The sequence below is a fragment of the Halorubrum sp. Eb13 genome, from assembly GCF_002252895.1.
In the GTDB taxonomy this organism is placed as follows: Archaea; Halobacteriota; Halobacteria; order Halobacteriales; family Haloferacaceae; genus Halorubrum.
Genome location: NZ_NHPE01000012.1, coordinates 1 through 18,608 on the forward strand (window position 1 = coordinate 1; position 18,608 = coordinate 18,608).

An 18,608-nucleotide genomic window follows, 5' to 3' on the forward strand; every position below is an offset into this window, starting at 1 on the left:
GGACAGGCGCCCGGTCCGGGCGCCTGTCCGGTCTGTTCCTCGACCATCTGCCCTTCCGCCTCGCGGCGGATCTCGTCGGCGCGGTCGGCGACCTCCTCGGCCTGTTCGTGTTCGCCGGCCTCTTCGAGGGCGCGCGCCTTCTCCTCGAGGACGCCCGCGCTCCGGTAGCCGAGGCGGATCGCGTTGTCGAAGCAGGTGACGGCGTCCTCGGCGAGCCCGCGCTCGACCAGCATGAAGCCGCGGTTGTACCACGCCTCGGCGAAGCGCGGGTCGGTCTCGACGGCGCGCTCGGCGTGTTCGAGCGCCTGCTCGCTGCGGCCGAACTCCCAGAGCGCGTACGCGAGGTTGGTCTCGGCGGTCGCGGCGTGCTCCGACGAGTCGTCGATCCGCAGCGCCTCCTCGTAGGCGCCGATCGCCTCGTCGTACTCCTCCAGTTCGGCGTGGGCCGCGCCCTTGTTCACCCACGCCTCCTGGGCCTCCAGCGAGTCCTCCTCGGCGAAGTGGGCGGCGCGCTCGAACGTCTCCGTCGCCTCCTCGAAGCGGTTGATCCCCATGTACGAGAGGCCGACGTCCATGAGTCGCTCGACGTCGATGGCGTCGCTCTCGACGTTTCGCCTGTCGAGGATGTCGGTGAGGACGCGGGAGTCGACGGGGTCGACCGTGTTCGGGTCGGCGTCGATCTCCTCGGGGTCGAGGGTGAACTCCTCGTAGTCGGCGTCGACGCCCTGCCCCGCGGAGAACTCGTGGCGGTCGTCGTCGCGTTCGTCGGTCATATGCCGCAGTTTGACGGTCACGACGCGTAAGGGTTGCGTCGCCGACCGAACGGCTACGTAGTCGGCGTCGACGACGCGGTGGGCCCTCTAGAGGCCGCAGTCGGTTATTTATAAGTAAGTGACCAGTCCGCGGCGAACAATTTCAAAGCCTCAGCCGCTCGGCTGTATATCGTCTCTGAGGCGGCGAACAACTCCAAAGCCCCAGCCGGGAGGCGGGCGCACGCTCGGTGCGCTCCTCACTCGGTCGCTGTCGCTCCCTCGCTGCGGTGCTTTCGTCGCCTGCGCCCGCCTCCCGGCTGCCCCTTTGAGTCCCGCCCGGCACCTCACACCTCCCCAGCCTCGTCGGTCGCCCATCGCTTCGCTCCGGGCGACCGACTCCCTCGCGCGTGCGACTCGCGCCCGGTGGGCGCTCGTCGGCACGCGCCACCGCTCGTTTATAAATAACGGTGACGCCCTTCCGCGGCCTACTTATATATTGCGTCGCCGCCGTCTCGGCTTCGTCACTCGCTCCGGGTCGTCGCCGACCGTCCACGGTTCCTCGCGGCCCGTCCCGGTCGCGAGCGAATCCTGCCCCGGTGCCGGTCGCTTATGTGCGTACGTCCGAAGAATGTGGTATGAACGAGGACTCTCGCGCAGACCGCCGCTCTCCCGTCGGCGAGCCCGTCGTCCGGGCCGACCCCGAGGTGACGGGCGAGCGGGCCGCGGAGGCGGTCGGCTTCGACCCCGACGACCCCGACAGCGTGGCCGAGGCGGCCGAGACGGTGGCCCGCTTCGCGGCCGGCGACGTCGGCGACGAGGACAACGTCCTGATGCTGCGCGGGGCGGCCGCGTGCGCGGCGCTCGTCCGCGGCGTCGGCTCGTACAAGGCGGCGGCCGAGCGCGCGGGCGACGGCGTCTCCGTGGCGTTCATCCGGAAGTGGGCCCGCGTCCACGACCTCCCGCAGGCGATCCGCCGCCAGGTCGCCGGCGGTCGGATAGCCCCGAGCGCGGCCAAACACGTCGCGCGCCTGGGCGGCACCGACCGCTACCTCCTCGCGTGGGCGACCATCGACGGCGGGCTCACGGTCCGCGAGGTGCGCTCGATCGCCTCCGCCGTCAACGACGGGTCCGACGTCGAGGCCGCGGTCCGCGAGGCCGGGTTCGAACTCGGCTCTCTCGGCGTCCGCTTGCCCCTCGACACGTACGTGGATCTCCGGCGCCGCGCCTCGAACCGCAACCTCGAACCCGGGGCGCTCGTCGCCGAAGCGCTCGACGGCTACTTCGCCGGCGCGTCCGAGTAGCCTTCCGCGAACCGGCCGACGGCGGCCGCGATCGCTTCCCGCCCGCGCTCGACCTCCTCCCACGCGATCGTCTCGTCCGGGTAGTGCGCCTCCGCGACCGTCCCCGGCCCCAGCAACACGGTCGGGATCCCCGCCGCGACGTAGTGTCTGGAGTCGGCGCCGTACGTCGCGCCGGTCGGCTCGGGGTCCGGGAGGCCGGCATCGACGAGCCCCGCCCGTGCGGCCTCGACGACCGGCTCGTCGACGGCGACCTCGCTCGCCTCGAACTGCACCGAGAACCGCTCGAACGTCGGCGGACGCTCGCGCAGCCACGGGTCCTCGGCGACGACCTCGTCCAACCGCGCGCGGAACGCCGCCTCCACCTCGTCGACCGTCTCGCCCGGCGCGACCCCGATCCGGAACTCGGCGGCGAGCGTCGCCGGCACCGTCGACGCCCACGACCCGGCCTCGACCCGCCCGCAGACCACCGGCCACGGCACCGGGAACTCCGCGTACAGGGGGTGGGTCACCGACTCGCCGCGCTCCGTTTCGAGGTCCATGAACGCCTCCCGGATCGCCTCGAACCGCGGGAGGACGTCCTCGCCGCGCCAGCGCGTGGCGGCGTGCGCGCTCCGGCCGCTCAGCTCCAGCCGCGCCATCAGCGACCCCTCGGTGGCGATCACGGGGCGCAGCTCGGTCGGCTCCGCGACGATCGCCGCGTCGCGCTCGAAGGGGTACGGGTTCGCGAGCGCCGCGGTCGCCGCGCCGTACCCGCCGTCCTCCTCGCCCGCGACCGCCTCGACGACGACGCGGAGCCCGCTCTCCGGGAGGTCGACTTCTCCGGCCGCGACCGACTCCCGGACGTCGAGCGCCGCGCCCACACAGGCCGCGACCCCCGATTTCATGTCCGCCGCGCCGCGAGCGGTGAGGGTCTCGTCGCCGCCGTCGCCGCCGTCGGCACCACCTCCATCACCGCCACCGCCCCACTCCGGTTCGAAGGGGTCGCTCGACCACTCCGCGGGCTCGGCCGGGACCACGTCGATGTGGCCGTTCAGCACGACCGTGGGGGTGGGATCGCCGTCGACGCCATTCTCGCTCGCCCCGCCGAGTTCGAGCACGCCCCCGACGCTCCGGCGTCCCGTCACGTCCGCCTCGTCGAGGTCGTCCGGGAAGGAGGGGTGCCCCGCGAGGAGGTCGGCGTCGGCGTCCCACGCGTACGTCTCGAAGCCGAGGTCGCCGAGCCGCTCCTCGACGAAGTCGGCCGCGGCCGCCTCCTCGCCGGCGGTGGAGGCGAACCCACAGAGGTCGGCGGCGAACCCGCGCATGTCGAAGTCCATGTTCGCGGCGACGGCGGCGCCCGTGAAACCGTTTCGGATCCGGCGGACGACGGCGTTTCGGCGGGCCCGCCGCGGGTGGTTTCTAAACGTTTATCCGTGGTCTGTCCCTACCGATCCGTGTCTGGGCCGGTAGCTCAGTTAGGGAGAGCGTCCGGCTTTTAACCGGACGGTCGGGGGTTCGAATCCCTCCCGGCCCGTGCTTCTCGCGGCGAGCACTTCGCGAGCCGCGAGGCCGTCGACGAGGGAGGGTTCGAACCAGGGAGCACGCAGCGCCGAGCAGAGCGAGACGACCGTGCGAGTGGGGTTCGAATCCCTCCCGGCCCGCTGTACCGCCGCGAGCAATATGGCGAGCGACGGCGCCGCTCGCTGGCGTCGAAAGGGAAAACAGAGCGTGTGTCGGTATCGTCGGCGTTACCCGGTTCAGTACCCGAGCCGCTCGCGCACGAGGACGACCGTCGTCCGGTCCTCCTCGGGCTCCTGCCGGTAGATGAGCTGTTTCGCGATCGACGACTCGACGCCGTACGCCTCCTGCGCACGCTCGTTCTCCAGCGGGTACGCGACCGACTCCAGCCGGTCGAGGGCGTCGTCGAGCGTGGGGACGATCTTGTTCGCGCCGCTGACGATGACGACGTTGCCGGCGGCGAACGGGTACGCGCCGATCCGGCTGCCGGAGAGGTCGGCGGCGACGAGTTCGCCCGTCTCCGCGATCGCGTTGATCCCGCCGAGGAAGTAGTCCGCGGTCTGGGCCGTCCGGCGCGCGGCCTGTCGCTCGGCGTCGTCGTCGATGCCCCAGATCTCGTCCGGGAGGCTCTCCCAGTCGTGATCGCCGTCGCTCAGGAGCTCGTCGAAGCCGATCTCCTCCAGCGTCGTCGAGTGACCGTTCATCACCGACGCGCCCGCGGGGATCCGCGCTTCGACCGCCTCCAGCGCCTCGTCCGCCGAGTCGACGACGACGACCTCGAACCCGTTGGCCTCGAGGTTCGCCACCGCCGCTTCGACGGTCTCGTCGTCGGGGAGTTGGTCGAGCGCGTCGTCGATCGCCGTGTCGTCTGCGTAGTCGGCTTTCTGTTGTGGCATGGTGAAGTGAACGCGAATCGGGACCGCGGTGCGCCGCTCCGTGGCCGAGTCCACGTCGAGAGCGGCCGGGGTCCGTCTCGTATTCCACCCGAGGCGCGGCCGACACTTAACGGCTCGCGAACCCTCGTGTCGGGTGGTGACACCGGTGTTATCGTCGTGTCGGTGGGGTGACCGCTCGGGGCGCTCGGCAGAGCGACTGCGCGGAGCGCTCGGCGGTGCGACCGGCCGACGCCGCGAACGGCGAGCCGCCGGCTCGGCGCTCGGTCGTCTCGATAAAAAACGCGTGTCGTCGAGGCCCGCGAGGGCGCGCGACGGTCGGTCGGGGGGCGATACGGCGTCGGCGTCAGGTCGGAACGGATGGGGCGCGTGAGTTCTCGCCGAACTTCACACCTCGCGGGTCGCGTGCGCTCACGGGGCGACGCGCCCCGTTCGCTTCGAGGTCTCCCTGCGGTCGACCTCGCTCGCTCCCCGCTCGGTATCGAGGTTCTTTCAGAACCTCGCTTACATCGCGCCGCCCATGCCGCCCATGCCGCCCATGCCGCCGCCCATGCCGCCGGGCGCGCCGCCGGGGCCGCCCTCGTCGCCGCCGTCGTCGGTGCCGCCGCCCTTGAGGTCGCCGGCCGCGATGACGTCGTCGATGCGCAGGATCATGACGGCCGCCTCGGTGGCGGACTCGATGGCCTGGGTCTTGACGCGGAGCGGCTCCACGACGCCCTCGGCCTCCATGTCGATCACGTCGCCCGTGTAGGCGTCGAGACCGGCGCCGAACTCGCCGGCGTCGTGCCGGGAGCGGAGGTCGACGAGCGAGTCGATGGGGTCGAGACCAGCGTTCTCGGCGAGCGTGCGCGGGACGACTTCCAGCGCGTCGGCGAACGCCTCGACGGCGAGCTGCTCGCGGCCGCCGACGGAGTCGGCGAAGTCGCGGAGCTGCAGCGCGAGCTCGGCCTCGGGGGCGCCGCCGCCGGGCAGGACCTGCCCGTCGAGCAGCGTCGTGCGGACGACGCCGAGCGAGTCCTCGATGGCGCGCTCGACCTCGTCGACGACGTGTTCGGTGCCGCCGCGGAGGATGAGCGTGACGGACTTCGCCTCTTCGACGTCCTCGACGAAGATGCGCTCGTCGCCGCCGATGTCCTTCTGGGCGACGGAGCCGGCGAAGCCGAGGTCGTCCGACTCGATGTCCTCGAGGTTGGAGACGACGCGGCCGCCGGTCGCGCGGGCGAGGCGATTCAGGTCGCCGGACTTCGCGCGGCGGACGGCGAGGATGCCCTCCTGCGCGAGGTAGTGCTGGGCCATGTCGTCGATGCCGTCACCGACGAAGACGACGTCGGCGCCGATGTCGACGAAGTGGTCGACCATCTCGCGGAGCTGCTCTTCCTCCTGGTCGAGGAACTGCTGGAGCTGGTCGGGGTCGGTGACGTTGACTTCGGCGTCGATCTCCGTCTCCTTCACTTCGATGGCGCCGTCGAACAGCGCCACGTCCGCGTCCTCGACGGCGAAGGGCATGTTCTCGTCGACGCGCTCCTTGTCGACGATGACGCCCTCGACGAGCTCGGACTGGTCGATCGAGCTGCCGACGACCTTCTCGACGGAGACGTTCTCCGTGTCGATGCCGTCGTCGTCCTTGACCGCGAGGACGGAGTCGACGACGAGCTCGGCGAGGAGGTCCTTGGAGTTCTCCGCGCCCTTGCCCGTCATCGCCGTCTCGGCGATCTCGACGAGCGTGTCGTAGTCGTCCTCGGAGACTTCGATGGCGTCCTCCTCGAGGATCTCCTTGGCCTTCTCGGCGGCCTGACGGTACCCCTGCGCGAGGGTCGTCGCGTGGATGTCCTGGTCGAGGAGCTCCTCGGCCTGATCGAGGAGCTCACCGGCGACCACGACCGCGGAGGTGGTGCCGTCGCCGACCTCCTCCTCCTGCGTCTCGGAGACCTCGACGATCATGTTGGCCGCCGGGTGGTCGATGTCCATCTCCTTCAGGATGGTGACGCCGTCGTTCGTGACGACGACGGACCCGCCGGAGTCGACGAGCATCTTGTCCATCCCTTTCGGGCCGAGCGTGGTGCGGACGGACTCCGCGACCGCCTTGCCGGCCGTGATATTCATGTTCTGCGCGTCCTTTCCGGAAGTTCGCTGCGACTCCTCAGAAAGTACGATCATGGGCTGATTGCCCATCCGCTGGCGCTGTGACATTACAACCTTTGATTGTTTGTGATTCTATATAAACCCTTCGTTCAGGTCGTGCGAAACCGCAACACGGTGGGCGGTATTCCTCCGGCATGTGGCTCGTTATCACGGGTGTTTATATAGAACGACAGATCGAGCGTCGGGGCGCGATCGTGTATACACGGACTGCGGTGGCGCGTTCCGGTGAGCGGCCTGTCGGGCCGCGACCCGTCGGTGCGAGGGAGGCGGCGGCTTCGGCGGCGGTCGCTGCTGACGCAGAAACAGTCTCCGATAAGCGAACGACTGAGCCGACAACGCCGGGGCTAACTCACAGTTATTGCGGCGCGTTGAAGCTCACGTCGTCGTCGAGCTCGTTCGACATCCGCTCTAAGTACGAGTACACCGCGCCGTGCGGGGCCCCGTCCAACAGCATCCCGACCGCCCGGCGAACCACTTCCAGCTCCTCGGGCTGGCCGACGGCGCCCACGGTCGAGCCGTAGACGACGACGTTCGCGCCCGATAGCTCCTCCAGCAACTCGCGCGTGCGACCGTTCTCGCCGATGATCCGGCCCTTCTTGCGCTGGAGGTCGTTATCGTTGCGAGTGTGCTCGGAGAGGTCGATCAGGTCGAGCGTCCGGAGGTCGTGGTCGAGGATCGACAGCGCCGTCTCCGGCGTGAACCCCCGTCCGATCGCCTTGATCACGTCCGGCGCGACCATCGCGGCGACGGGGTCGTCGCGCTCCTCGATGGCGACGCTGCCCGACTCCGAGTCGACGTCCAGCCGCACGTTCGCCCGCTCTTCGATCTCCCGCATCGTCTCGCCGCCGGCGCCGATGACGACGCCGATACGGTCCTGCGGAACCGTCACGTGTTGCATACGTCGGAATACCCGGCGAAGCCTTTTAAGCGTGTCCGCCGGCTCCGGGTGTGCGGTCGCGTGACGGGGTCTTCGGCCGCTTGAGACCGATACCGTCGCGATTCACTCGCCCGACTCCCCGCTCGGGTCGGCCTCCGGTTCCGTCACGTACGACCGGAGGTCGTCGGGGTCGACGTCGATCCCCTGCCGGGTGAAGAACGTCGCCACGTTCTCGCAGTCCCGCTGGAGGAACTCGCCCGCGTTCGGGTGGTGGACGGTCACCGCCTGCCCGAGGTCGATGATCACCAGCTCGCCGTCGTGGATGATCATGTTGTACTCCGAGAGGTCGCCGTGGATCAGTCCGGCCCGGTAGAGCCGGCGCATGTATTCGCGGACGACCTCGTAGGCGGTCTCGGGGTTCTCCACGTCGACCTCGTTCAGCCGCCGGGCGCGGTCCTCGGCGTGGCCGACCAGCTCCATCACGAGGACGTTCCGCTGAACCGCGATCGGTTCGGGGACGCGCACGCCGGCCTTCCGCGCGCGCTCGAGGTTCGCGAACTCCTTGCGGGTCCACGCCAGCACGACCGCCTTCTTGTCGCTCGCGATCCCCTCGAACCGCGGGTCGCCCTCGAGGTAGTCGCGCATCTGCCGGAAGTTCGAGGAGTTGATCCGGTACACCTTCACGGCGACCTCGCGCTCCGGCGTGACGCCCTCCGGACCGCCGCCCGCGGCCGCGGAGCCGGGCTCCGGTCGCTCGCCCGCCTGCCCGCCGAGCGCCTCGAAGACGCTCGCCTCCTTCCCGGTCGACACCGGCCCGCCGAAGGCGTCGACGTAGCCGTCCTGCACGAGCTTGTAGATGGCCGCCAGCGTCGCGTCGTCGAACACCGACTCCTGGAGCTTGAACTGCTCGGTGTCCTTGATCCGCTTGCGGAACTCGTCGAACTCCCGGTCCTGTCGGAGGGCGATCCGGTCCGCCTCCGTGTCGGAGACGTCCAGCTGCTCCCACTCGTCGCCGGGCTGCTCGTCGGGCTCTAACAGGACGAACTCCTCGCTCATTCGCGTGGGAGTTCGGCGCCGCGAGGGATAAGCGAGGGGGTCCCGAGCCGCGAGCGCTCCGCCCGCCGACCGGTCACAGCACGTCGAGCGCGTCCTCGACCGGCATGTGACCGTCTCGGACCGCCGTCAGGATCTCGCGCCGCTCTTCGAGCTCGGGGTCGACCCCCTCGTCGCCGTCGTCGCCGCCCACCTCGCCGAGCGTCACCTTCTCCGTCTCGCCGACGAACTCGGGGAAGTCGGTGCCGTCGGCGAGCGCTTTCTCCTTCTTGACGCGATACGACCCGGCGTCGGTGGTGTACAGGTCGCCCGGGTGGAAGAAGTACCAGTCCTCGCGGTCGAACCGCACCGCGATCCGCGCCTTCGCGCCGAAGTTCCGCGCGAAGAACAAGAGCGCCTCCACCTCCTCGCCGGTGAGGTAGATGGGGTCGCCCGCGCTCGACTTCGCCTCGATGGCGTAGAACGTCTCGCCGTCGCCGGCGAGCACGTCGGGGAGCTCCCGCTCTGTCGCGGCGCCGCTGGCCGGCGCGCGCATCACGGCGAACCCGGCCTCGTCGAGGGCGTTCACCAGCTCGCGCTCGCGGCGGTCCCCCTTCCGGTTAGCGGACACGGTCGTCGTCACCCGGTTCGGTCATGGACGCCGTAGGCGCGAGGCGGTCAAAAGGGCGGCGGGTCGGCGCGGCCCGCACGGATCCACCGCGCCGCCGCCGCTACCGCCGGAGCCGCTCCGCGTGCTCGACGACGACCCGGCCGAGCCGCTCGGTCCGCTCCCGGACGTCGTCGTCCGCGATCCCGGTCTCGTCGACGACGCCCGACGCGCCGCTGATCCCGACCTCGTGGGGGACGGTCCAGGCGTGGACGTTCCGGAACGTCGACCGGAGGTGTTCGAGCGTCCCGCCGTAGGAGCCCCCGCCGGCGGTCGCCAGCAGGCCGACGGCGGTGTCCTCGTACTCAGTCGAGCCGCAGAAGTCGTGGAAGTTCTTGAACGTCGAGGAGTAGGAGCCGCGGTAGACGGGGGTCCCGGCGAGCACGCCGTCGGCCTCGCGCACCCGCCGCGTCAGCGCCTCGCTGTCGCCCTGCGCGTCCTCGTCGGGGTGGTACAGCGGGAGGTCGACCGCGCCGAGATCGATCGTGTCCGTCTCCGCGCCGACGTCGCTCGCGGCGTCGAGCGCGACCGACAGCGCGGCCCGCGTGGTGCTGTCCGCGCTCCGGCTGCCGGAGATCGCGACGATTCGTGTCACGGTCCCGCTTCGCGGGCCGAGCGCAAAAGCGCGGCGAGTGACGCCCGACGCCCCCGCAAGGTTCGCGACCGGCACCGGGCCTTATTGTCCCGGCCGCCGACTTGGCCCGCATGGACGAGATCTCCTTCGGCACGGACGGCTGGCGGGCGACGCTCGACACGTTCACCGACGAGCGCGTGCGGATCGTGGGGCAGGCGGTCGCCGACCACCTCGCGGCGGCGGGCCGCGACGAGCCGGTCGCGGTCGGCTACGACGCCCGCGAGACCTCGGAGGGATTCGCCGAGAGCCTCGCCGAGGTCCTCGCCGGCAACGGCTTCGACGTGATACTTCCCGAGCGCGACGCGCCGACTCCCGTGATCGCGTACGCCATCGTCGACCGGGGGCTCGCCGGCGCCTGCATGGTCACCGCCTCGCACAACCCGCCCGAGTACAACGGCGTGAAGTTCATCCCGCACGACGGCGCGCCCGCGCTCCCGGACGTCACGGAGGACGTGGTCGACCGGCTCGCCGAGCCCGACCTCCTCCCCGAGGCCGAGCGCGGCGAGGTCTCCCGCGTCGACCTCGTGAGCGCCCACGCCGACGCGGCCCGCGACCTCGTGGGCGCCGACCTCGACGGGCTCACGGTCGCGTACGACGCGATGCACGGGAGCGGGCGCGGCGTCACCGACGCGCTCCTCGAATCGGCCGGCGCCGAGGTCGTCCGGCTTCGCTGCGAGCGCGACGTGACCTTCGGCGGCGAGTCCCCCGAACCCTCGGCCGAGCACCTCGAGGAACTGGCCGCCCGCGTCACCGACCCCGACAGCGACGTCGACCTGGGTGTCGCCAACGACGGCGACGCCGACCGGATCGCGGTCGTCACGCCCGAGCGCGGCGTGCTCGACGCGAACCTCTTCTACGCCGCCTGCTACGACCGTCTCTTGGAGGACGACGCCGGGCCCGCGGTCCGCACCGTCTCCACGACGTTCCTGATCGACCGGATCGCGGAGGCGCACGGCGAGCAGGTGTACGAGACACCGGTCGGGTTCAAGTGGGTCGCCGAGGCGATGGGCGAGCACGACGCGCTGTTCGGCGGCGAGGAGTCCGGCGGGTTCACTCTCCGCGGGCACGTCAGGGAGAAGGACGGCGTGTTGATGTCGCTGCTCGCCGCGGGCACCCACGCCGCGGAGCCGTTCGACGAGCGCGTCGACCGTCTCCTCGACGAGTACGGCCACATCGCGGCCGGGAAGGTGTCGCTCGACTGCCCGGACGACCGGAAGGAAGGCGTCCTCGACGAGCTGGAGGACCACATCCCCGAGTCGGTCCGCGGGTCGCCCGTCGCGAAGGTCGTCACGCTCGACGGCTTCAAGCTCCTCTTGGAGAACGGCTCGTGGCTGCTCGTGCGCCCCTCCGGGACGGAGCCGAAGCTCCGGGTGTACGCCGAGGCCGACGGCGACGAGGCGGTCGACGAACTGCTCGCCGAGGGCCGCGAGATCGTCGAGCCGCTGATCTGAGCGCGGGAGAGCCGGACCGGGCCGATCCCGGGATCCCCCGAGAGCCGACCCCGCCGCCGACGCCGACGACTTTCAGTTCCGCCTTGGATTCGGCTCGAATACTTATGAATTAACTTCTTACCGTCGTGTGCGGCCGCCCTCCGGCCGCGACTGCCATGCACGACGAGCTACCCGCGCCCCCGACGACGGGGGCCCCGATTGCCGAGTCGAGGACCGAGCGCAGCGACGACCACCGAGACCGCGGCGACGGCCTGCGGGACCGCGGGGTCGGCTCGCGAGCCGGCGGTGACGACCCGCCGGACCGCGATCCCGAGCCGCCCGCGACCGGACCGGCGTCGTCCCGCACCCGAGACGGGGTGGATCCGCCAGACGGATCCGCGGGGGCCTCACCCGACGGCGCGCCCGCGGAGCGGTCCGACGAGGCCGACGACTCGGACGACGAGGAGCCTCTCGCGTACCGGCTCGAACGCCTCCGTCTCTGGCGGACGCTGGCGACGCTCGCGGTCGTCGTCGCCCGCCTCATCCGGTCGCTTTGAGCGTTACCGTGACGGTCCGATCGGGTGCCTTTTTAGGTGATACCGCCCTAGCCGAACGTATATGTTCAAGGCCATCGTGGGCGCGTCGACGTTTCAGGACGCGCTCGATTCGGTGAGCGTGCTGGTCGACGAGTGTAAGATCCGCCTGAACGAGGAGGAGCTCTCGATCCGCGCCGTCGACCCCGCCAACGTGGGCATGGTCGACCTGACCCTCGAAGCCGCAGCGTTCGAGTCGTACGAGGCCGACGGCGGCGTCATCGGCGTCAACCTCGCCCGGCTGGAGGACATCGCCGGGATGGCCAACTCCGGCGACCTGATCCACCTCGAACTCGACGAGGAGACCCGCAAGCTCCACATCGAGATCGACGGCCTCTCGTACACCCTCGCGCTCATCGACCCCGACTCCATCCGCCAGGAGCCGGACATCCCGGAACTCGACCTCGCCGCCGAGATCGTCGTCGAGGGCGCCCAGATCAACCGCGGGATCAAGGCGGCCGACATGGTCTCGGACCACATCCGCCTGCGCGTCGACGAGACCGACGAGGCGTTCTTCATCGAGGCCGAGGGCGACACCGACGACGTCGACCTCGAGCTCACCCGCGAGGACCTCATCGCGCTCACCGCCGGCCCCGCCGACTCGCTGTTCAGCCTCGACTACCTGAAGGACATGAACAAGGCGATCCCCGGCGACGCCGAGGTCACCATCGAGCTCGGCGAGGAGTTCCCCGTCAAGCTCCACTACGGCTTCGCCGAGGGGCTCGGGCACGCGACGTATATGCTCGCGCCGAGGATTCAGAGCGACTGAGACGACCGGAAGCGACGTTCTCGGTGGGACCGTCTGACGACTCGACCGTTCACTCTTCGTCCACGACCGGAATCGACACCGCCACCGTCGTCCCCCGCGGCTCGCGCTCGGCGTAGTCGACGTCGGCCCCGATCGCCGCCGCGCCCCACGCGACGACCCACAGCCCGAGCCCGGAGCCGTGTTCCAGCGCCGTCTCGCGCCCGGACTCGACGGTCTCGATCTCGTGGTCCGGGATCCCGGGGCCGTCGTCGTCGACGGTGAGAACGAACCGGTCGGCCTCCCCGCTCCCGTCGTCCTCGCCGCGCTCCCGCCCGAGCGTCACCCGGACCCACGCCCCGCCGTCGTCGCGCTCGACGCCCTCGCCGTCGTGGTGGACGAGCGCGTTTTCGACGGTGTTCTCGACCACCGCGCGGAGCGCGTCGGCCCTGACGCGGGTGGTCCAGTCCCGGACGCTCTCGCCCCCGTCGGCACCCGCTTCCGCCCCGCGCTCGACGTCCAGTTCGACCGTCGCGTCGCCGTCGCGGTCTCGCGCGTCGGCGACGACGTTCCCGACGAGCTCGTCGACGGCGACCGCGCTCGTCTCCGCGTCGGCGAGGAGCCGCTCGACGGTGCCGGCCTTCTCGCCGAGCGCGGCCAGCGCGCCCGCCCGTCGCTCGATCGCGTCGGCCATGCGCGCCAGCTCGGGGTCCTCCAATCGGTCGGCGAGCAGCTCGCCGTAGCCGCGGACGACGCCCGCGTCGTTCCGGAGGTTGTGCCGGAGCACGCGGTTCAACACCTCCAGCTGCTGGCGGCGGCGCTCCCGCTCCGTCACGTCGGAGAAGACGACCGTGTAGCCGACGCGCGTCCCGCTGGGATCGGTCAGCGGCGAGGTCGACACCGCGTACGTGCGTCGGCCCGCGCCGGCTCCGGCGTCGACCTCGACCGTCTCGCGGGCGCCGCCCTCGACCGTCTCGCGGGCGCCGCCCTCGCCGTCGCCGCGCTCGCCGTTCGACCCGCCCACCTCGACCGGGAGGTCGAGGAACGCGTCGAGCGGGCGGTCGCGCGCGGTCTCGGCGTCGACGCCGAGCAGCGTCTCGGCCGCGGGGTTGAGCCTGACGACGCGCCGATCGAGCGCGAGCGCGACGATCGGGTCGGCGAGGTCGTCGATCGCGGTGCGCTCGGCGGCGCGGCTGGTCGTCGGGTTGCGGTCGAACATCTCCGCGCGGTCGAACGCGTAGGCGTCCAGCAGCATGTGCGGGACGAACATCAGGGGCGCGAGCTGGAGCTGCGGCACCGGTCCGAGCTCCAGCGTCCACGCGACCAAGGCGAACCCCGGCGGCAGCGAGCTCAGCGCGACCGCGGCGCTCTCCCGGCGGTACAGCGGGCCGTAGCTGAGGAGGGTGTCGACGAGGAGGAAGACGGCGCTGGCGACGAGCACGGTCTCGACGGCGACGACGAGGTACGCCCAGAGCCCGAACGCGTACGAGACCGTCGAGACGCCGAACGCGGGATCCATCCCGAACTCGGTCCAGAACGCCCCGTGGAGCGGGTTCGTGGCGAGCAGCGCGGTCGAGAGGAGGCCGAAGCCGACGACCGCCGCGAACAGCCGGCTCCGGACCACGTCGCTCCGGCCGGTGTACTCCAGCGCGAAGCCGAGGAAGGCGATCCCGGTCCAGACGATCCCGAGCCACGTCGTCGCCTCCAGCGCGGTCCGGAGCGTCGGGTCCGTGACGAGCAGCCCGACGCCGTACGACAGACACCACGTCGCCTGCGCGGCGAACACGCCGAGGAACCAGTCGACGCCGGGCCGTCCGCGGTGTTCGCGGATCGCCAGCGCGAGGCCGATCGCCCCCGCCCCGCCGGCGAGCGAGCCGACGGCGGGCCACGCCGGGACGAGGTCGAGGGCCATGTGTGGGGGACGACGGCGACGGTCGGCGTAAAACTGTCGTGCGGCCGCGGTCCGCGTCGCCCTCGCCTCGGCGCGGTCATCCGGTCCGGCGTCCGAACGCCGCGGCGACGGGCACGAGGAGGAGCGCGCCGACGAGGAACGGCGAGGCGACGGCGACCGTGTAGAGGACGGCCATCAGGGGCGGGCCGACGGTCCGGCCGAGGCTCGACGCGCCCTGCGTCACCCCGAAGGCGGCCCCCTGCTCCGCGTCGTCGGCCGACGCGGAGACGAGCGTCGCCAGCGAGACGTTGACGAGGGCGTTCCCGAGCGAGAGCGCCGCGAGCGCGAGGAGCAGCGCGACGAGCGGGAGCGTGAGCCACGCGGGTCCGCCGAGCGCGACCCCGCCGACCGCGCCGTCGACGAGCCCGGTCGCGGGGATCGCGACGAGCGCGCCCGCGAGGACGACCGACCCGGCCGCGACGAGCGTCCGCGACGGGACGACCCGCGAGAGCCGCCCGACGAGCACCCCTTGGTTCACCGCGCCGAGGACGCCGACGTACGTGAGCAGGAACGCCGCGGCGGTCGCGTCGTAGCCGAACGCGTCCGCGACGAACGGGATGAACATCACCTGTACCCCCGCGAACGCGACGGCCACGACGAAGTACGCGACCGTCAGCGGCCGGAGCGTCACCGAGGCGAGCGCGTCGCGGAACTGGCCGATAGCGGTGGTGCGCCGGGTCCCCTCCGACCCGGCCGCCCCCGCGTCTCCCGCCGGCCGCGTCCGCGTCGGTTCCTCGAGGAAGGCGGCGCCGACGCCGACCGCGAGGAAGCTCATCCCGGCCGCCGCGAAGCTCGGCAGCGAGTACGCCGTCGCCGGGACGAACGCCGGGAGGAGGGCGTCGGCGCGGGCGACCACGGGGTCGGCGGCGAGCAGCCCGCCGATCGCCGGGCCGAAGACGAAGCCGAGCGCGAACGACGCGCCGACGAGCCCAAGCGCGCCCGCCCGCCGGTCCCGCGGCGTGATGTCGGCGACGTACGCCTGCGCGGCGGCGATGTTGCCGCCCATCGCCCCCGCCAGCGTCCGGGAGGCGAACAGCGTCCCCAGCGCCGCGGCGGTCCCGAATCGCGCGCCCGACTCGCCGGCGTAGCCGAACGTCACCCACGCGACCCCCGCGGTTGCGAGCGACGCGAGCAGGACGGGTCGGCGCCCGATCCGGTCCGAGAGCCGGCCGAGCGTGGGCGCCGCGAGGAACTGCGCGAGCGAATACGACGCCGCTAGGAGACCGATGAAGGCGTCGCTGACGCCGAACGACCGCACGTAGAAGGGTAAGATCGGGATCACGATCCCGAAGCCGACCAGGTCGATGAACACGACGCCGATCACGACCGCGAGCGCGCGCCGCGGGTCGGCGACGGCGGGGGGCCGCGGGGGCTCGTCGCTCTCGCCGGCGTCGGGGTCGGCGTCCGGCGGGGGGGCACCGACGTCCCCGCCGACGTCGCCGTCGATCGATGCGACGCCGGCTTCCGGGTGTGTCACGGTGGCGAGAGGACGCGCGTGAACTTAAAAAGGCGGACGGGCCCGTTCCGGCGTTCGCCGCCGGGCCCCGCCCGCTACAGGTGTCGCTCGATGACGCGCTTCGCGGACTGCCCCTTCTCCTTCCAGCCGTATCCCTCGTCGTACACGTGGCGCTTGGCGTCGACGAGCTCCTCCGGCGTCGACTCCTCGAAGCCGCCGCGGTCCCACGCGCCGGACTCGCGGAGCCACTCGACCACGTTCTCGCGGGTCTCGGGCCACGAGAGTCCGACCATCTCGTACCACGCGACCATCGCGAAGACGGCGTTGTCGTGACAGCCCGGGACGGAGCCGTGCTCGTAGACGGTCCGCATGGGGTCGCGGGTCGGCTCCGAGACGAGCTCCTTGAATTCGGCGGCGGTGAGGAGGCGGAGGCGACCGTCCTCCTCGACGACGCGCTGTTCCCGTTCCAAGGCGTCGAGCGCGGCCTTGCGGAGCCCGCCCCACTCCCCGTGGACCGCCTCGCGCAGCGTTGACTCGGCCATCCCGTCGGGCTCGGCGGTGAGAACGGTCAACAGGTCCGTGTACGCCTTCTCGATGGTCGGCCAGCTCACGCCCTCGAAGTCGCAGTCGGCGTCGTGGAGGCTGTTGGTCGTCCGGCAGCCGGGACACGGGTAGCGGAACGTCGGCACTGGGTGAGAGTGGGTCGCGCCCCGAGTTAGGGTTTTCGCGACGCGGCTCGCGGGGCCGTCTCCGTTCGCGACGCGGCTCGCGGAGTCGTTCCCGGCGTCGCCGAGGTCGACGCCCGCCCTCGGCACCGTCGATCACGGCGTTCCGAAACGTTTACTCGCCGGCCGGCCGCGATTTCAGACGGTATGACTAAAGTTAGCGTCATCGGTGCGGCGGGGACCGTCGGGGCAGCGGCCGGCTACAACCTCGCGCTGCGCGACGTTGTCGACGATCTCGTCTTCGTCGACATCCCGGATCAGCGGGAGACGACGATCGGGCAGGCGGCCGACGCGAACCACGGGATCGCCTACGACTCGAACACGACTGTCCGACAGGGCGAATACGAGGACACCGCCGGCTCGGACGTCGTCGTGATCACGGCCGGGATCCCGCGGAAGGAGGGGCAGACCCGGATCGACTTGGCGGGCGATAACGCGCCCATCATGGAGGACATCGGCTCGTCGCTGGCCGAGCACAACGACGACTTCGTCACCGTCACCACCTCCAACCCGGTCGACCTCCTGAACCGCCACCTGTACGAGGCGGGCGACCGCGACCGCCACGAGGTCGTCGGCTTCGGCGGGCGGCTCGACTCCGCGCGCTTCCGCTACGTCCTCTCCGAGCGCTTCGACGCGCCCGTGAAGAACGTCGAGGCGACGATCCTCGGCGAGCACGGCGACGCGCAGGCGCCCGCCTTCTCGAAGGTGCGCGTCGACGGCCGCGACCCCGAGTTCGACGCCGACGAGAAGGAGGAGATCCTCGCGGACCTCCAGGAGTCCGCCATGGACGTGATCAGCCGGAAGGGCGCCACGCAGTGGGGCCCGGCCACCGGCGTCGCCCACACCGTCGAGGCCATCCTGAACGACACCGGCGAGGTGCTCCCCTGCTCCGTCGTGCTCGACGGCGAGTTCGGCTACGAGGACACCGCACTCGGCGTCCCCGCGAAGCTCGGTTCGAACGGCGTCGAGGAGGTCGTCGAGTGGGACCTCGACGAGTACGAGGCCGACCTGCTCGACGAGGCCGCGGAGAAGCTCTCCGAGCAGTACGAGAAGATCGCCTGAGGCGCGCCCGACACCGCGGTCGACGCCGCAGTCTCCACTCTGCTTTTTAAACCGACCCGCGGACCGTCGACTGCCGATCCGATTTATAAGTAGCCCTGAGTGACGGTGGTGATCGATCGGAACTCAGGACCGCGGTGGCGCGCGCCTCCGAGCGGCCGCCATCGGCGGCCGCGAGGAGCGTGCGCGAGGGAGGAGCGAGCGAAGCGAGCGACGAGGCTAGGGAGGTGTGAGGTGCGGTTGCTGTGCGGGGTGGGACTCAAAGGGGCAGCCGCGAGGGCGAAGCACGGCGACGCAAGCACTGCAAGGAGCGAGCGTAGCGAGCGACTGAAGCGCGCAGCGAGCCGCGCGAGCCCTCGCGGCTGGGGCTTTGTAGATGTTCTCTGCCGATCCGCAACTCTCCACTTATAAACAATCGACTCAGAGTTCCTACTCCTCCTATTCGCCGTCGGCGTTCGCGAAGAACTCCACGTCGCCGGCGATGACCGCGCTCGCGACCACGCCGCCGCCGACCAGCAGCGCGACGACGAGCGTCGTGAGCGTCGTCGAGAGCGCGCTCCCGCCGACCGCGACGCCGACGAACGCGCCGACCGAACCGCCGACGCCGCCGGCGATGATCGCGAGCGTCTGTGCCTCGCTCATAGCTGTCGGTTCCTCAACACGGAACATAAGCGTTCGCGTCGGGCTCTCACGGGTGATAACGGGGTCGGCGCCTCGTCGACCGCCGCCCGATCCCGCCGATCAGCGCGGGTACTGCCGCCCGAGGTCGAGGCCACTGCTTCCATCTTCGCCGCCGCTCTCCGCATCCTCTTCGCCCTCGTCGTCGACGCCCCCCTCGCTGCCCTCCTTGTCGC

The 18,608-nt window shown here is 71.2% G+C and carries 17 protein-coding genes and 1 tRNA gene; 6 read left to right on the top strand and 12 right to left on the bottom strand.

Going from position 1 to position 18,608, the window contains the following annotated elements; translation table 11 throughout:
- Positions 1-773, bottom strand: a 773-nt coding sequence (locus tag DJ75_RS01135; RefSeq protein WP_141211949.1) for a tetratricopeptide repeat protein, incomplete at its 3' end; no start/stop codon positions are given.
- A 614-nt stretch (positions 774-1,387) separates the two neighbouring features.
- On the opposite strand from DJ75_RS01135, the gene DJ75_RS01140 reads away from it, so the two are divergent.
- Positions 1,388-2,053 carry a hypothetical protein gene (locus DJ75_RS01140; protein WP_094522044.1) on the top strand — a complete coding sequence of 222 codons (666 nt, stop codon included), beginning with the start codon at positions 1,388-1,390 and terminating at the stop codon, positions 2,051-2,053.
- On the opposite strand, the gene DJ75_RS01145 is transcribed toward DJ75_RS01140, so the two are convergent.
- Positions 2,029-3,369 (bottom strand): M20/M25/M40 family metallo-hydrolase, encoded by a 1,341-nt coding sequence (locus DJ75_RS01145; RefSeq protein WP_094522045.1) that lies wholly within the window; start codon positions 3,367-3,369, stop codon positions 2,029-2,031. The genes DJ75_RS01140 and DJ75_RS01145 overlap by 25 nt on opposite strands.
- A 123-nt stretch (positions 3,370-3,492) precedes the next feature.
- Between DJ75_RS01145 and DJ75_RS01150 the strand changes: the two genes are divergently transcribed.
- Positions 3,493-3,566: transfer RNA gene (locus DJ75_RS01150), tRNA-Lys, on the top strand.
- 223 nt (positions 3,567-3,789) lie between these two features.
- On the opposite strand, the gene DJ75_RS01155 is transcribed toward DJ75_RS01150, so the two are convergent.
- From DJ75_RS01155 to DJ75_RS01180, 6 genes are all read right to left on the bottom strand, one after another.
- The gene (locus DJ75_RS01155; protein ID WP_094522057.1) at positions 3,790-4,446 is read right to left on the bottom strand and encodes a lactate utilization protein; all 657 of its coding nucleotides are present in this window, start codon (positions 4,444-4,446) and stop codon (positions 3,790-3,792) included.
- 501 nt (positions 4,447-4,947) lie between these two features.
- Positions 4,948-6,600 (bottom strand): thermosome subunit alpha, encoded by a 1,653-nt coding sequence (gene thsA / locus DJ75_RS01160; RefSeq protein WP_094522046.1) that lies wholly within the window; start codon positions 6,598-6,600, stop codon positions 4,948-4,950.
- Between the two features lie 340 nt (positions 6,601-6,940).
- Positions 6,941-7,483: a KH domain-containing protein gene (locus DJ75_RS01165; protein WP_049983967.1), complete on the bottom strand. Its 543-nt coding sequence runs from the start codon at positions 7,481-7,483 to the stop codon at positions 6,941-6,943.
- A 102-nt stretch (positions 7,484-7,585) separates the two neighbouring features.
- Positions 7,586-8,518: a serine/threonine-protein kinase Rio1 gene (gene rio1 / locus DJ75_RS01170; protein ID WP_094522047.1), complete on the bottom strand. Its 933-nt coding sequence runs from the start codon at positions 8,516-8,518 to the stop codon at positions 7,586-7,588.
- 73 nt (positions 8,519-8,591) lie between these two features.
- Complete coding sequence (hjc, locus tag DJ75_RS01175; RefSeq protein ID WP_094522048.1) at positions 8,592-9,137, bottom strand: Holliday junction resolvase Hjc; 546 nt, start codon at positions 9,135-9,137, stop codon at positions 8,592-8,594.
- Between the two features lie 88 nt (positions 9,138-9,225).
- Positions 9,226-9,756, bottom strand: coding sequence for an NADPH-dependent FMN reductase (locus tag DJ75_RS01180; RefSeq protein ID WP_094522049.1), 531 nt, complete (start codon positions 9,754-9,756; stop codon positions 9,226-9,228).
- A gap of 110 nt (positions 9,757-9,866) precedes the next feature.
- Here DJ75_RS01180 and DJ75_RS01185 point away from each other — a divergent pair, with 110 nt between their 5' ends.
- The 3 genes from DJ75_RS01185 to DJ75_RS01195 all read left to right on the top strand — a co-directional run bounded on the left by DJ75_RS01185 (position 9,867) and on the right by DJ75_RS01195 (position 12,587).
- A complete protein-coding gene (locus tag DJ75_RS01185) occupies positions 9,867-11,246 on the top strand; it encodes a phosphoglucomutase/phosphomannomutase family protein (protein WP_094522050.1) in 1,380 nt (459 codons plus the stop codon).
- A 155-nt stretch (positions 11,247-11,401) separates the two neighbouring features.
- A complete protein-coding gene (locus tag DJ75_RS01190; protein ID WP_094522051.1) occupies positions 11,402-11,782 on the top strand; it encodes a hypothetical protein in 381 nt (126 codons plus the stop codon).
- Positions 11,783-11,843: 61 nt separating this feature from the next.
- Positions 11,844-12,587 (top strand): DNA polymerase sliding clamp, encoded by a 744-nt coding sequence (locus DJ75_RS01195; RefSeq protein WP_094522052.1) that lies wholly within the window; start codon positions 11,844-11,846, stop codon positions 12,585-12,587.
- A 49-nt stretch (positions 12,588-12,636) separates the two neighbouring features.
- Here the strand turns inward: DJ75_RS01195 and DJ75_RS01200 are convergent, their stop codons facing one another.
- The 3 genes from DJ75_RS01200 to DJ75_RS01210 all read right to left on the bottom strand — a co-directional run bounded on the left by DJ75_RS01200 (position 12,637) and on the right by DJ75_RS01210 (position 16,659).
- Positions 12,637-14,475 (bottom strand): histidine kinase N-terminal 7TM domain-containing protein, encoded by a 1,839-nt coding sequence (locus DJ75_RS01200; protein WP_094522053.1) that lies wholly within the window; start codon positions 14,473-14,475, stop codon positions 12,637-12,639.
- A 76-nt stretch (positions 14,476-14,551) separates the two neighbouring features.
- Positions 14,552-15,991 carry an MFS transporter gene (locus DJ75_RS01205; protein ID WP_094522054.1) on the bottom strand — a complete coding sequence of 480 codons (1,440 nt, stop codon included), beginning with the start codon at positions 15,989-15,991 and terminating at the stop codon, positions 14,552-14,554.
- A gap of 74 nt (positions 15,992-16,065) precedes the next feature.
- Complete coding sequence (locus DJ75_RS01210; RefSeq protein ID WP_094522058.1) at positions 16,066-16,659, bottom strand: hypothetical protein; 594 nt, start codon at positions 16,657-16,659, stop codon at positions 16,066-16,068.
- Positions 16,660-16,842: 183 nt separating this feature from the next.
- Between DJ75_RS01210 and mdh the strand changes: the two genes are divergently transcribed.
- Positions 16,843-17,757: a malate dehydrogenase gene (mdh, locus tag DJ75_RS01215; RefSeq protein WP_094522055.1), complete on the top strand. Its 915-nt coding sequence runs from the start codon at positions 16,843-16,845 to the stop codon at positions 17,755-17,757.
- Between the two features lie 435 nt (positions 17,758-18,192).
- Here the strand turns inward: mdh and DJ75_RS01220 are convergent, their stop codons facing one another.
- On the bottom strand, positions 18,193-18,396 hold the full coding sequence (locus DJ75_RS01220) for a hypothetical protein (protein WP_094522056.1): 204 nt from the start codon (positions 18,394-18,396) through the stop codon (positions 18,193-18,195).
- Between the last annotated feature and the right edge of the window lie 212 nt (positions 18,397-18,608).